This is a genomic window from Streptomyces sp. NPDC046557, assembly GCF_040645975.1.
Lineage (GTDB): Bacteria > Actinomycetota > Actinomycetes > Streptomycetales > Streptomycetaceae > Streptomyces.
Genome location: NZ_JBEYZH010000028.1, coordinates 13,302 through 25,958, shown reverse-complemented (window position 1 = coordinate 25,958; position 12,657 = coordinate 13,302). Strand labels below are relative to the sequence as shown.

The window sequence follows — 12,657 nt, the reverse complement described above, 5'->3', positions numbered from 1 at the left end:
CGGAGGGGTCCGCGCGGCTCAGCTCCGCGAGTAGGAGCCGAGGCCGATCAGGCAGTACACGTACTCGTTGATCGGGGCCCCGTTGAGGGTGTAGCGGTACGAGAACGCGTACTCCGTGCGCGCGGTGTCGTCGCAGCGGTGCAGGTCGGAGGTGAAGCCGAACCGCTGGATCACCTTGTAGTGCGCGTCCGACGCCGAGCAGGAGACCTCCTCCACGTTGTCGACGCGCTGCGCGGTAGTCGAGTCCGGCAACTGCCCGTTGAGGCAGGTACCCGTGTCGAACGGGCTCGGATCCGCCGTCGTCGGCGCGGTGGTGGGGTACGGGTAGCTGCCGGCGCCGCCGCTGCCCGTTCCGGAGGTGTACGACGTGTCGGTCGGCAGCGGCGCCGGCGACCAGGAGCTGTACGTCGGTGTCGGCGACGAGGAGGACGACGAGGATGACGACGAGGAGTGTTTGTCGCCGCCGCCGCTGTTCACCGCGATCGCGGCGATGATGACGGCCGCGACGACGCCGACCACCGCCAGGCACCCGCCGACACCGGACGACTTGGCCGGCCGCGGCGGCTGCCCGGGCACCGCGGACGCGACGGTCGCCGGCCCCGCGGCGCCACCCGCCCCGGCCCCCGCCCCGGCCCCCGCCCCGGCCCCCGCCGCCGCAACCCGTATCCGCACCAGCACCTCGCGGTCGCCGACGCGCGCCCGTACGAGTTCACCGTCCCGGCAGCCCGCGGGAATCCGCAGGCGCGCGCTCCCACCGCCGGGCAGGGACACCGGCAGGATCACGCCGTAGGCGGCCTGCTCGGGGGTGATCGTGAGGGGGATCTCCTGCGAGGACACCGGCTGCTCCGAGGGGTGAGGTGGTACGGACCTTTCTGGCGACACCCCAGGATCGCCGGATTCCGCCCGGGGACGCAGCCGTTCCGCCGGACCGGTGCGCGCCTGTGACATACGGCGACGGATGGCGTCCCGTACGTCAACTTCCCTGCCCTCGGGCCCGGTTACGACTCCGGGCGGAAGACGGGAACGGCCGTGCCCGGACCGGTCTCGCGGAACGCGACCCGCAGCGGCATCCCGATGCTCAGCTCCGCCGCCCCGCAGTCCACGAGTTCCGTCATCATCCGCGGCCCCTCCGCCAGGTCCACCACCGCCGCCACGTACGGCACCCGCTCCCCGAAGGGCGGCAGGTCGTTGCGGTGGATCACCGACCACGTGTAGAGGACGGCCGCCCCCTCGGCCTCCTCCCACCGCACCCGGTCCTCCCCCGCCCAGCAGAACGGGCAGAACTCCCTGGGGTAGTGGTGCGCCCGGCCGCACTGCGCGCAGCGGCGCAGCAGCAGTCGGCCCCGTGCGGCGGCCTCCCAGTAGGGGCGGGTGAAGTCGTCCGCCTCGGGCAGGTCGTACCGCGCCGTCGCCCTGCCGACAGGACCCGAAGTCCCGCTCCTCCCACCGGCAGGACCCGTCGCCCCGCTCGTCCCGCTCACAGGAAGAGTCCCGTCGCCGCGTCGAGGGACCAGACCTGCCAGCCCATGGCGAAGAGCACGACCGCCGAGATGAGCGCCATCATCGCGTTCTGCCCCTGCTCGGCCCAGTCGTGGATCATCAGCACCAGGTACAGCAGGTTCAGCAGCACTCCCCCGACCAGGGCGATCGGGGTGAGCAGCCCGACGACCAGGCCGAGGCCGAGCGCGAGTTCCGCGTACACCACCACGTACGCCATCAGCTTCGGGCGCGGCCGGACGACCCGGTCGAAGCCGCCCTTGACGAACGCCCAGCGGTGTTTGCCCGCCACGTCGGCGGCCCACCCGATCCCGGTGCCGCGCTCGAACCAGCCCTTCTTGTCCTTGTGCCGCCAGCTCTCCAGCCACCACAGGCCGAGCCCTATCCGGAGCACGGCTATCCATTCGGCCCCACTGAGCCAGACGGTCCGCATCGGCAGCCCCCATCTCCAAATCTGACGGTACGTCAGTTCACCCGATCGGGGCCCGTCCCGCAAGGCCCCCGGAGCGGCCCCGTGACCGATCCGCAATCGGATTCCTCCTCGTCCGAGACCCATCAACTCTCTGTGTCGATACGCTCACACCTCATGCCCGCAGTCCCCGCAGTCCCCGACCTGACCACCCAGCCCCGCCCCGTGTACGTGATCGGCGCCGGCCCCGGCGGCCTCGCCGCCGCCGCCGCGCTGCGCGCCCGCGGGGTCCGCGCCGTGGTGGTCGAGAAGTCCGACGCCGTCGGCGCCTCGTGGCGCGCCCACTACGACCGGCTCCGCCTGCACACCACCCGGCGCCTCTCGGCGCTCCCCGGGCTGGCCGTTCCGCGCCGCTTCGGGCGGTGGGTCGCCCGGGCGGACGTGGTGCGCTACCTGGAGAAGTACGCGGAGTTCCACGAGCTGGAACTGGTCACCGGCGTGGAGGTGAACCGGATCGAGCGCGCCACCGACGCGAACGGGGACGGGGAGGGCTGGACCTTGTACGCGGGCGGCGGCCGGGTATTGGCCGCGCGGGCCGTCGTCGTGGCGACCGGGTTCAACCACACCCCGGCGCTGCCCGACTGGCCCGGCCGCGACGGCTACCCGGGGCGGCTGCTGCACGCCTCCGAGTACCGCGACCCCGCCCCGTACGCCGGCCTGGACGTGCTCGTGGTCGGGGTCGGCAACACGGGCGCGGAGATCGCCGTCGACCTGGCCGAGGGCGGGGCCGCGCGGGTGCGGCTCGCCGTCCGGACCGCCCCGCACATCGTGCGGCGCTCCAGCCTGGGCTGGCCGGCGCAGCGGAGCGCGATCCTGGTGCGCCGGCTGCCCGTGCGGTTCGTGGACCGGCTCGGCGCGCTCATCGCCAAGGCCACCGTCCCGGACCTGTCGGCGTACGGGCTCCCGCGCCCCGACACCGGGCTCTACAGCAGGGTCCGCGAGGGCGCGATCCCCGTGCAGGACGTCGGACTGATCAACGCCGTGCGTCGCGGGGCGGTCGAGCCGGTCGCCGCCGTCGCGGGCTTCGACGGGGCCGAGGTGGAGTTCGCGGACGGCAGCCGGATCACCCCGGACGTCGTGATCGCGGCCACCGGCTACCGGCGGGCGCTGGAGGGACTGGTGGGCCACCTCGGCGTGCTCGACGAGCGCGGTCGCCCCCGCGTGCACGGCGCCCGTACCCCCTCCGGGGCCCCGGACCTCTACTTCACCGGGTTCACCAACCCCATCAGCGGGATGTTCCGGGAGATGGCCCTGGACGCGGAGCGGATCGCCAAGGCCGTCGCCCGCCGCCGGCCCGCCCCCCGCCGACGAGCGCGCGAAGGCGGGGACGGGAGCGCCCGCACCCGCCGCCGGGTCGGCTGAAACCGTCCTGGACCCCTCGCCCGGGGATCTGGGACCGTTCCACACACCACCTCCACCATCTTTCCTGCGCAATTCTGTTCCTGACGGCGCGTCAGTTCAGTAATCTGACTGGGCGTCAGCTAGCGAGACTCATGGAGTTCATCGAGCAGGAGCGGGCGGAACGATGCTTGGATCTACTCACGGCACCCTCACCACCGACTTCCGCGCACGGGTCGACGCCTGCGGCGAGACCCCCCGGACGGCCGTCCACTCCACGGCGGCCCCCACCGCCGAGGACGCGGCGGCACTGGATGTCAGCGGACGGCCGCTGCGCTCCGACGTGCCCGACCTGGACCGGTTCTTCCGGCCCGAGTCCGTGGCCGTCATCGGCGCCTCCGACGCCGAGGGCAGACCGAACACCGGCATCACCCGGCAGCTCATCGCCTGGGCCGAGCGCGTCGGGGCCCGCGTCCACCCCGTGCACCCGACCCGCGCCACGGTCTTCGGAATGCCCTGCCACGCCTCCGTGGCCGCGCTGCCCGAACAGGTGGACCTCGCGGTGCTGCTCGTGGCCGACCCGCTCCCGGTGATCGAGGAGCTGGCCGAGGCCAAGGTCAGGTTCGCGGTCGCGTTCGCCTCCGGTTTCGCCGAGACCGGTGACGCCGGGGCCGCCGCGCAGGCCCGGCTCTCCGCCGCCGTCCGCCGATCGGGCCTGCGCCTGCTCGGCCCCAACACCAACCTCAATGCCTTCGAGGCGTTCCGCGACGACCTGGACGGCCCGGCCATCGCGCTGATCACCCAGTCCGGGCACCAGGGCCGGCCGGTCTACACCCTCCAGGAACTCGGCATCCGGCTCTCGCACTGGGCGCCCACGGGCAACGAGGCCGATCTGGAGACCGCCGACTTCATCTCCTACTTCGCCGAGCGGCCCGAGGTGGGGGCCATCGCCTGCTACGTCGAGGGGCTCAAGGACGGCCGCGCCTTCCTGCTCGCCGCCGACCGGGCCGCACGCGCCAAGGTGCCCGTCGTCGCCGTCAAGGTCGGCCGCACCGAGACCGGCGCCCGGATGGCGGCCTCCCACACCGGGAAGCTGACCGGCTCCGACGCGGTGGTGGACGCGGCCATGCGGCAGTTCGGGGTGATCCGGGTGGACGGCCTGGACGAGCTCCAGGACACCGCCGCCCTGCTGGCCCGCGCGCGCCCGCCCCGGGCCGACGGCGTCGTCGTGTACTCCATCTCCGGCGGCACCGGGGCCCACTTCTCCGACCTGGCGACAGAGGCGGGGCTGATGCTCCCCACCCTCTCGCAGGCCAAGCAGGCCGAGCTGCACCAGTGGATCCCGGATTACCTGAACGTCGCGAACCCCGTGGACAACGGCGGCCACCCCGTCGGCGACTGGCGCGGCCCCAAGATCATCGAAGCGATCCTGGCCGACCCGTCCGTCGGCGTCCTGATCTGCCCGATCACCGGACCGTTCCCGCCCATGAGCGACAAGCTGGCGCAGGACCTGGTGGACGCCGCCGAGCGGACGGACAAGCTGATCTGCGTGATCTGGGGGTCCCCGGTCGGTACGGAGGAGGCGTACCGCACCACCCTGCTCGGCTCCTCCCGGGTGGCCACCTTCCGCACCTTCGGCAACTGCATCACCGCCGTACGGGCCTACCTCGACCACCACCGCTTCACCGCGTCCTACCGCTCGCCCTTCGAGGACGCCCCGCGCACCCCGTCCCCCTCCTACCGCAAGGCCCAGGCCCTGATGCGCCCGGGCCGGCAGCTCAGCGAGCACGCGGCGAAGCAGTTGCTGCGGGCCTACGGGATACGGGTGCCGCGCGAGCAGTTGGTGACCAGCGCGGCCGCGGCGGTCCGGGCGGCGGGCCTGGTCGGGTACCCCGTCGTGATGAAGGCGTCGGGGCCCCAGCTCGGGCACAAGACGGAGCTGGGCCTGGTCAAGATCGGCCTGACCTCGGCGAGCCAGATCCGCGACGCCTACCGGGAGCTGACGGACATCGCCCGCTACGAGAACGTCCCGCTGGACGGCATCCTCGTCTGCCAGATGGTCGAGCGGGGCGTCGAGATGGTCGTCGGCGTCACCCGGGACGACCTGTTCGGCCCTACGGTGACAGTGGGGCTGGGCGGGGTGCTCGTGGAGGTGCTGCGCGACGCGGCGGTGCGGGTGCCGCCGTTCGGGGAGGACCAGGCGAGGGCGATGCTGACGGAACTGCGCGGGCACGCGTTGCTGGAGGGCGTACGGGGCGCGCCCCCGGCGGACGTGGACGCGCTGGTGGAGGTCGTCCTGCGGGCCCAGCGGATGGCGCTGGAACTGGGCGACACCCTCTCCGAGCTGGACATCAACCCCCTGATGGTGCTGCCCCGCGGCCAGGGCGCGGTGGCCCTGGACGCCCTGGCCGTCTGCCGCTGACACGATCGCTGCCGCTGCCGCTCCGGGCCACGATCGAGCCCCGCGCCGGTGCGGGGCCGGTCTCCCACCCGGAGGCCGCCCCGGTGCGGCCGGCGTGCCTCACACGAACGGAGTTCGCCCATGACCCCCGCCCCCGAGGACGACGTACCGCACCGCGACGTACTGCACCGCATCGACAACGGCGTCGCGTGGATCACGCTCAACCGGCCCGAGGCCATGAACGCCGTCACCGGGGAGCAGCGGGAGCGGGTCATCGGGTTGCTCGGCGAGGCGTCCGGCGACCCCGCCGTGCGGGCCGTCGTCCTCACCGCCACCGGGAAGGGCTTCTGCGCGGGCGCCGACCTGCGCGGGGGGCCGGCCACCGGTGAGCGGGTGGCAGGGGACGTGGCCCGGATGATCCGGCTCGGCGCCCAGCGACTGATCACCGCGGTCCTCGACTGCGAGAAGCCGGTCATCGCCGCCGTCAACGGCACCGCCGCCGGGATCGGCGCGCATCTCGCCCTCGCCTGCGACCTGGTCATCGCGGCCGAACCGGCCCGGTTCATCGAGGTGTTCGTTCGCCGGGGCCTGGTCCCGGACGGCGGCGGCGCGTACCTGCTGCCCCGGCTGCTCGGGCCGCAGAAGGCCAAGGAGCTGATGTTCTTCGGAGACGCCGTGTCCGCCGCGGAGGCCGAACGCCTCGGGCTGGTCAACACGGTGGTTCCGCCCGAGGCCCTGGAGGCGACCGCCCGCGCCTGGGCGGAGCGCTTGGCCCAGGGCCCGACCCGGGCCCTGGCCCTGACGAAGCAGCTCGTCAACGCCTCCCTCGACGGCGACCGGGCGGCCGCCCTGGCCGCCGAGGCCGCCGCCCAGGAGATCAACATGACCACCGTCGACGCCAACGAGGGCGTGGCGAGCTTCGTGGAGCGCCGCGCCCCCAAGTACCTCGGCCGCTGAGGACGCGAACGGGCGGCGGGCGGGCCGGGGAAGCCGGGCGGGGCGCTACATCTGCGGGCTGGGCTTCAGCAGCGCGAACGTCGCCCCGAACGGGTCGGCCACCCACGCGATCCGGCCGACGTCCGGCACGTCGGCCGCCGGCATGAGCACCGAGCCGCCGTTGCCCTGTACGGCGCTCACGGTGGCGTCCGCGTCGGTGACGTGGAAGTACGGCACCCAGCTCGGCCCGGCCCCGCCACCGCCCGCGCCGTCGCCCAGCGGCGCGACCCCGCCGAAGGACGCCTCGCGCTGGTCGCCGTCCTTGATGCTCAGCACCCGGTACGTCATCCCGGGCGCCTGCATCTCCTCGCTGCGCCAGCCGAACACCCCGTTGTAGAAGGAGACGGCCGCGAGCGGGTCGGGCACGTGCAGCTCGACCCAGACCAGCGTGTTCTCGGCCGAGGCCACCTCCAGCCCGGGGGTCTTCCCGGGCTGCCACGAGGCGAACTGCGCGCCCTGCGGGTCGGTGAACTGCGCGAGCCACCCCTCCCCCATGACGTCCATCGGCTCCATCCGGACGGTGCCGCCGCCGTCCCTGACGGCCTGGACGGTGGCCTGCAGGTCCGGACTCATGAAGTGGACCATCCAGGCGGACTTCGCTCCCTCCTCGGTGAGCGGTCCGATCCCGGCGACGGTCTTGCCGCCCAGCCGGAAGAAGCCGTACCCGCCTGCCTCGGGTCCGGCGGAGACGAAGTCCCAGCCGAAGACGCCGCTGTAGAAGGCGGTGGCCGCGTCGATGTCGGGGCTGCCGAGGTCGAGCCAGTTGGGTGATCCGGTACGGAAATCGGTGCCGAGCATGGGGTCTCTCCCGGGTGTCTGCGGTGGTGCGGCGTACGGCGGCACGCCGGTCCCCGCCACCATGCCGAGCCCGCGCGCGGCTGCCCGGCGTACGGGTCCGGGCGGGCCGGGGTTTCACCCGACCGGAGGTAGAGCGGTGCGGCCGTACCTCACGGCCGCACTCACGGCCGCACCGTCCCGACCCTTCCCATCTGACGAACCGTCAGCTTCAATCGAGGGGTGATGGGACACGCAGGGATGGCGGCCACCGTCGTCCGATACCTCAGGTCAGCAGGCTCCCCCACCTCCGCCGCGCCGGAGCCGGATCCGCTGTCGGACGCCGTCCTGCCGCGCCCCGACCTCCGGGCCGTACGGGACGACGAGCGGACGCCGGTCGGCGCCGCCGAGTTCCGGGCCGTCCTCGGGAACTTCGCCAGCGGGGTCACCGTCATCACCGCCCCCGCCGGCGACGGCACGGGAGGGCCGGCCGGCTTCGCCTGCCAGTCCTTCGCCTCGCTGTCGCTGGACCCGCCCCTGGTCACGTTCATGGTGGCGCGTACGTCGACCACCTGGCCCCGGATCGCCCGCGCGGGGGTGTTCTGCGTCAACATCCTGGGCGCCGAACAGGGAGCGCTGTGCCGGTCGTTCGCGATCAGCGGCGCCGACAAGTTCGCCGGCGTCACCCACCGCCCGTCCCCCGCGACCGGCTCGCCGCTGCTGGACTCGGTGCCCGCCTGGATCGACTGCCGAATCCATGCCGTCCACACGGGCGGGGACCACCTGATCGTCGTGGGCCGCGTCGAGGCCCTGGGCGCGCCCGGTGAAGGCGACCCGCTCCTCTTCCACCAGGGCAGGTTCGGCCGCTTCACCCCCTGAACCGGTCGCCTCACCCCCCGACCGGTCGCTTCGCCCCCCGGCCATACGGTTCCGGGCCCCTGTTTCCGGCGGCCCCGGACCGCGTCAGAAGGTGAGCACCCCGCGCGCGACGCGCCCGTGGCGCGCGTCGTCCAGCGCCTTCGCGAAGTCCTCCACCGGGTAGACCTCCGTCACCAGCTCGTCCAGCAGCAGCTTCCCCTGCCGGTACAGCTCGGCGTAGAGCGCGATGTCGCGCTGCGGCCGGGAGGACCCGTACCGACAGCCCATGATCGTCTTGTCCAGGTAGAGGGACGCCACCTGGAAGGACGCCTCCTCCTTGAAGCCGGGGACGCCCAGCAGCACCGCCTGTCCGTGCCGGTCGAGGAGGTCGACGGCCTGCCGGATGAGCCGTACGTGGCCCACGCATTCGAAGGCGTGGTCCGCGCCGGTCGGCAGGATCTCGCGGACCGCCGCCGAGGTGTCCCCGGCGGCCGAGGCGTCGATGAAGTGGGTGGCGCCGAACCGCCGCGCCACCGCCTCCTTCGCCGGGTTGGCGTCCACCGCGACGATGGTCCCGGCCCCCGCGATCCGGGCGCCCTGGAGCACGTTCAGCCCGATGCCGCCGGCGCCGATCACGACCACCGACTCGCCGTGTCCCACCCTCGCCCGGTTCAGGACCGCCCCGACCCCGGTCAGGACCCCGCACCCGATCAGCGCGGCCGAGGTCGCCGGGATGTCCTTCGGGATCTTCACCGCCTGCACGGCCTTGACGATCGTCCGCTCCGCGAACGCGGAGTTGGCGGCGAACTGGAACAGCGGCGAACCGCCGCGCGAGAAGGGCTGTCCGGGCATGCCGATGGCCTTGCGGCACATGGTGGGCCGGCCCCGGTCGCAGTCCGCGCAGGCCCCGCAGTTGGGGAGGGTGGACAGCGAGACGTGGTCGCCGGCCTCCACGTGCGTGACGCCGGGTCCGACGGCCTCGACCACACCCGCGCCCTCGTGCCCCAGCACCACCGGCGGCGGGAACGGGATGGTCCCGTCGATCACCGAGAGGTCGCTGTGGCACAGTCCGGCCGCCGATATCGCGACCAGCACTTCCCCCGACCCCGGGTCTCGGATCTCCAGATCGTCGACCACCTGGGCCTGCTTGCCGTCGAACACGACGCCTCGCATGTCGTCACCGCGTCTCTCTGGGCAGGCCGAGCACGCGCTCGGCGATGATGTTCCGCTGGATCTCGTCCGAGCCGCCGTAGATGGTGTCGGCCCGGCTGAACAGGAAGAGGCGCTGTTCCTCGTCGAGGCCGTTCTCGTACGGGTCCTCCCGGCCCCGGTCCGTCGGTCCGGCGGTGGCCTCCGCGCCCCGCACCGCCACCGCCAGCTCGCCGAGCCGCCGGTGCCAGCCGCCCCACAGCAGCTTCGCGACGCTCGGCGCGCCCCGGTCGCCGCTGCCGCCCAGGGTGCGCAGGGCGTTCCAGCGCATGGTGCGCAGCTCGGCCCACTGGCGCACCAGCCGCTCCCGCAGGACGGGGTCGTCCGCGCCCGAGGCGGTGTGGGCGGCCAGGACCCGTTCCAGTTCGGCGGCGAAACCGATCTGCTGCACGAGGGTGGATACGCCCCGTTCCAGGGCGAGCAGGCCCATGGCCACGGTCCAGCCGTCGCCTTCACCGCCGACGGTCTCGGCGGCCACCGCCCCGTCGAAGAAGACCTCGTTGAACTCGCTGGTCCCGGTCAGTTGGCGGATCGGCCGGACCTCGATGCGGCCCGGCTGGTCCATCGGCACCAGCAGGAAGGTCAGGCCCCGGTGGCGGCGGGAGCCCGGTTCGGTGCGGGCCAGGACGAAGCACCAGTCGGCGTCCCGGGCGAGGGAGGTCCAGATCTTCTGCCCGGTGATCCGGTGGCGCCCGTCGGCGGGGTCCCGGACGGCCGTCGTACGGACCCCGGCGAGGTCGGATCCGGCGCCCGGCTCGCTGTACCCCTGGCACCACAGTTCCTCGCCGCGGGCGATCCCCGGCAGGTAGCGGTCCCGCTGTTCGGTGGTCCCGTAGGCGACGAGGGTGGGCGCGAGGAGGTTCTCCCCGATGTGGCCGACCCGTCCGGGTGCGCGGAGCGCCGCGTACTCCTCCGCCCACACCACCTGCCCCGTCAGGGAGAGCCGCCGCTGCCCGTAGGCCCCGTCGGGGACCTCCCAGCCCTGGCCGATCCAGCCGCCGCGACCCAGTTCGCGCTCCCAGGCCCGCCGCGCCTCCACCCCCTCGTGCTCGCTGCCGGGCCCGCCGAGCCCGCGGGCGTGCGCGTACGGGCCGACGAGGTGCTCCCGCAGCCACGACCGGGCGTGGTTGCGCAGTTCCTCGTCCTCGGACCCGAAACCGAAGTCCATGGCTCTCCCTCACGCGTTGGGGCGGTCCTTGGCGGCTGCCGCCTTGGCCATGGCCTCCAGTTGGGCGAGCATCGGCATCGGGTCGGTGCCCACCGTCCCGGGCAGCAAGTCGGCGATCTTCTCGGGGGTCCAGGGGCCGTCCGCGTACGCCGCGCGCAGTTCGCGCGGCTGCGCCCACACGGCGATCTTCGGGCCGGCGACGGTATACACCTGGCCGGTGATCGCCTCCGCCTTCGCCCGGTCGCTGAGCAGGTACGTCACCAGCGCCGCGACGTCCTCCGGCTCGCCGATCTCCTTGAGCTCCATGGGGACGTTGGCGGACATCCGGGTCCGGGCGACGGGCGCGACCGCGTTGGCGGTGACCCCGTACTTGGCCAGGCCCAGGGCGGCCGAGCGCACGAGGGAGATGATGCCGCCCTTCGCGGCGCTGTAGTTGGCCTGGGCGACCGAGCCCTGGTGGTTGCCGCTGGTGAACCCGATGAGCGTGCCGGAGCCCTGCCGGCGCATGACGGCGGAGGCGGCGCGGAAGACGGTGAAGGTGCCCTTGAGGTGGGTGGCGACCACGGGGTCCCACTCCTCCTCGGACATGTTGAACAGCATCCGTTCGCGCAGGATGCCGGCGACGCAGACGACCCCGTCGACGCGCCCGTACCGCGCGAGGGCGGTGTCGACGATGCGCTGTCCGCCCGCCATGGTGGAGACGTCGTCGGCGACGGCGACGGCCTCGCCGCCCGCCGTCTCGATCTCCTTGACCACGGACGCGGCGATCTCGCTGGTGGGCTCGCCACCCTCGATGCCCACGCCGTAGTCGTTGACGACGACCTTGGCCCCCTCGGCGGCGGCGGCGAGCGCCACGGCCCGTCCGATGCCCCGGCCCGCCCCGGTGACGGCGACGACCTTGCCTGCCAGGAAGTTCCCCACGCCCGACCCCTTTCCGCAGTTTCTGACGGACCGTTAGATTCTATGGGCCATCCGATGCCACAGCACAAGCCCCGGGAGTTGATGAGGCCATGACCCTGCCGGCCGAGTTCCACGACATCGCCAAGCGCGTCAACAACTGGGGCCGGTGGGGCGCCGAGGACGAGAGGGGGACCCTGAACCTCATCACCGACGCGGTGGTGCGCGCCGCGGCCGCCGAGGCCCGTACGGGCCGGCGCATCCCGCTGGCGCTGCCCCTCAGGGAGGACGGGGTGCAGGCCGGCCTGATCCCCGGCCGGGTCAACCCGCTGCACACGATGGTGCAGATCAACCAGGAGCTGTTCGGTCCGGGCACGGTGGCGTGCAGCGACGACGCCGTGACGATGGGGCTCCAGGCCGGGACCCACTGGGACGCGCTCACGCACGTCTCGCACTCGGGCCGGATCTACAACGGCCGCCCGGCCGCCACGATCACCGCCCACGGCCGCGCCGAGTTCGGTGGCATCGACAAGGCCGGTCCCGTCGTCTCGCGGGGGGTCCTGCTGGACGTGGCCCGCGCCAAGGGCGTGGACCGGCTGCCGGGCGGCCACGCGGTGACCCCCGAGGACCTCGCGGTGGCGGAGGAGTTCGGCCGGGTCACGGTCGGGGCCGGTGACGTCGTCCTGGTCCGGACAGGCCAGATCCAGGTGTACCTCGCGGGCGACAAGCACGGCTACGGGTTCCCCTCCCCCGGCCTGTCGGTGCGGACCCCGGAGTGGTTCCACGCCCGGGACGTGGCGGCCGTCGCCAACGACACGTTGACCTTCGAGATCTTCCCGCCGGAGATCGAGAACCTGTGGCTTCCGGTGCACGCGCTGGACCTGGTCGAGATGGGGATGCTCCAGGGCCAGAACTGGAACCTCGAAACGTTGTCCACAGCCTGTGCGGAAGTGGGCCGGTACGCGTTCTTCCTGTCGGCGATGCCGGAACCCTTCGTCGGCGGCACCGGTACGCCGGTGGCCCCCGTCGCCGTCCTCTGAGCCCCTCCGC

At 73.3% G+C, this 12,657-nt stretch carries 12 protein-coding genes; 5 read left to right on the top strand and 7 right to left on the bottom strand.

Annotation, left to right across the window (positions count from 1 at the left end):
- Positions 1 to 18 precede the first annotated feature (18 nt).
- From ABZ934_RS29535 to ABZ934_RS29525, 3 genes are all read right to left on the bottom strand, one after another.
- Complete coding sequence (locus ABZ934_RS29535) at positions 19 to 837, bottom strand: hypothetical protein (RefSeq protein WP_361318930.1); 819 nt, start codon at positions 835 to 837, stop codon at positions 19 to 21.
- A 161-nt stretch (positions 838 to 998) separates the two neighbouring features.
- Complete coding sequence (locus tag ABZ934_RS29530) at positions 999 to 1,394, bottom strand: Zn-ribbon domain-containing OB-fold protein (RefSeq protein ID WP_361319018.1); 396 nt, start codon at positions 1,392 to 1,394, stop codon at positions 999 to 1,001.
- A gap of 83 nt (positions 1,395 to 1,477) precedes the next feature.
- Complete coding sequence (locus ABZ934_RS29525; protein WP_361318928.1) at positions 1,478 to 1,930, bottom strand: DoxX family membrane protein; 453 nt, start codon at positions 1,928 to 1,930, stop codon at positions 1,478 to 1,480.
- A 153-nt stretch (positions 1,931 to 2,083) separates the two neighbouring features.
- Between ABZ934_RS29525 and ABZ934_RS29520 the strand changes: the two genes are divergently transcribed.
- The 3 genes from ABZ934_RS29520 (at position 2,084) to ABZ934_RS29510 (ending at position 6,662) form a co-directional block, all read left to right on the top strand.
- Entirely contained in the window at positions 2,084 to 3,328 is a 1,245-nt protein-coding gene (locus tag ABZ934_RS29520) for an NAD(P)/FAD-dependent oxidoreductase (RefSeq protein ID WP_361318926.1), read from the top strand.
- Between the two features lie 163 nt (positions 3,329 to 3,491).
- Positions 3,492 to 5,726, top strand: a complete 2,235-nt coding sequence (locus tag ABZ934_RS29515; protein ID WP_361318924.1) for an acetate--CoA ligase family protein — start codon at positions 3,492 to 3,494, stop codon at positions 5,724 to 5,726.
- Between the two features lie 120 nt (positions 5,727 to 5,846).
- Entirely contained in the window at positions 5,847 to 6,662 is an 816-nt protein-coding gene (locus ABZ934_RS29510) for an enoyl-CoA hydratase-related protein (RefSeq protein ID WP_361318922.1), read from the top strand.
- Between the two features lie 45 nt (positions 6,663 to 6,707).
- Here the strand turns inward: ABZ934_RS29510 and ABZ934_RS29505 are convergent, their stop codons facing one another.
- A complete protein-coding gene (locus ABZ934_RS29505) occupies positions 6,708 to 7,499 on the bottom strand; it encodes a VOC family protein (protein ID WP_361318920.1) in 792 nt (263 codons plus the stop codon).
- A 237-nt stretch (positions 7,500 to 7,736) separates the two neighbouring features.
- Here ABZ934_RS29505 and ABZ934_RS29500 point away from each other — a divergent pair, with 237 nt between their 5' ends.
- Positions 7,737 to 8,354: a flavin reductase family protein gene (locus tag ABZ934_RS29500; protein ID WP_361319016.1), complete on the top strand. Its 618-nt coding sequence runs from the start codon at positions 7,737 to 7,739 to the stop codon at positions 8,352 to 8,354.
- 84 nt (positions 8,355 to 8,438) lie between these two features.
- Here ABZ934_RS29500 and ABZ934_RS29495 read toward each other — a convergent pair whose 3' ends face one another.
- The 3 genes from ABZ934_RS29495 to ABZ934_RS29485 are packed head-to-tail and all read right to left on the bottom strand — an operon-like array spanning position 8,439 to position 11,631.
- Positions 8,439 to 9,506 (bottom strand): Zn-dependent alcohol dehydrogenase, encoded by a 1,068-nt coding sequence (locus tag ABZ934_RS29495; protein ID WP_361318918.1) that lies wholly within the window; start codon positions 9,504 to 9,506, stop codon positions 8,439 to 8,441.
- Between the two features lie 4 nt (positions 9,507 to 9,510).
- Positions 9,511 to 10,710 (bottom strand): acyl-CoA dehydrogenase family protein, encoded by a 1,200-nt coding sequence (locus ABZ934_RS29490; protein ID WP_361318916.1) that lies wholly within the window; start codon positions 10,708 to 10,710, stop codon positions 9,511 to 9,513.
- A gap of 9 nt (positions 10,711 to 10,719) precedes the next feature.
- On the bottom strand, positions 10,720 to 11,631 hold the full coding sequence (locus tag ABZ934_RS29485) for an SDR family oxidoreductase (RefSeq protein ID WP_361318914.1): 912 nt from the start codon (positions 11,629 to 11,631) through the stop codon (positions 10,720 to 10,722).
- Between the two features lie 89 nt (positions 11,632 to 11,720).
- Here ABZ934_RS29485 and ABZ934_RS29480 point away from each other — a divergent pair, with 89 nt between their 5' ends.
- Complete coding sequence (locus ABZ934_RS29480) at positions 11,721 to 12,647, top strand: cyclase family protein (protein ID WP_361318912.1); 927 nt, start codon at positions 11,721 to 11,723, stop codon at positions 12,645 to 12,647.
- Positions 12,648 to 12,657: the final 10 nt, after the last annotated feature.